The 1,143-nt window shown below is 46.8% G+C and carries 1 protein-coding gene and 1 pseudogene; both read left to right on the top strand.

Translation table 11 applies throughout. The features are described 5' to 3' along the window. A pseudogene (locus A3766_RS25875) lies at positions 1-689 on the top strand (AMP-binding protein); the annotation flags it as partial. 137 nt (positions 690-826) lie between these two features. Then, positions 827-1,143 (top strand): response regulator (locus A3766_RS25870; protein ID WP_156491511.1); only part of this gene is annotated, 317 nt, incomplete at its 3' end.

Genomic DNA, 1,143 nt, shown 5'->3' with positions numbered 1-1,143 from the left:
TGACGCCTTTACCCTATGCAACAGAATCTAAACCGGGGTCTGCCTGTCATCCACTATTTGGTATACAAGCAGAGTTGGTAGATACCAATAGTGATATTCTCCAAGGTGAAACGAGTGGTCATTTGGTTATTATGGACTCCTGGCCGGGGCAGGCTCGTACCATCTGGAATGATCACGCACGGTTTATCGAAACCTATTTTTCAACTCATGACAATATGTACTTTACAGGCGACGGTGCCAAGCGAGATGCTGATGGCTATTTCTGGATTACCGGGCGTGTTGATGATGTCTTGAATGTTTCAGGTCATCGCTTAGGAACCGCTGAATTAGAGAGTGCTTTGGTGTCTCATCCTGATGTGGCGGAAGCAGCTGTTGTTGGTTATCCACATGATATCAAAGGTGAAGCTATCTATGTTTACGTGACGCCGATGGATGGAGTTGAACTTGCAGCCAATGCAACGGAGTTACTGAAGCAACATGTGAGAGTCGAAATGGGGCCCGTTGCGACTCCTGAGCTGATTCAGTGGGTCGATGCCTTACCCAAGACGCGATCTGGCAAGATCATGCGCAGGATCCTTCGCAAAATTGCTGCAGATGACTTTGGCAACTTGGGGGATACCTCAACGCTGAACGACCCTTCAGTAGTTGATGTGCTGATCGAGGGTCGTTTGAACCGCACTGACTCATAACTATAGGGTTGCTCGAGGGGAGATGAAAGGCATTATCTACCCCTCGAAAATTATGACCAGTCAGGCTATGCTGTTCTCCAAGGAACGTATTCTAATAATAAACATTGAACAGACATTCAATCCTGTTCGGAGAACTTATGTACCATTTTCATATCGCAGATGATCATCCACTTTTTCGCAGTGCCTTGTTAGAAATTATTAACGCCCACTTTGAAAACGTTACGATCACTGAATCGTCTGACCTGGAGACGACTCTGGCAGCCATTGCTGAAGACCCGGAGCTAGACCTTTTACTACTTGATCTGCATATGCCCGGCAGCCAAGACCTATTTGGCTTGGTGACAGTACGTGAGAAATTTCCTTCAATTCCGGTTGCTGTCGTGTCTGCTCGTGAAGATGCCGAGACGATAAGTCGCTCAATTGGTCATGGTGCAAGCGCTTATATTCCTAAATC

The organism is Oleiphilus sp. HI0132, assembly GCF_001635845.1.
This window is presented reverse-complemented; position numbering and strand designations above follow the sequence as displayed.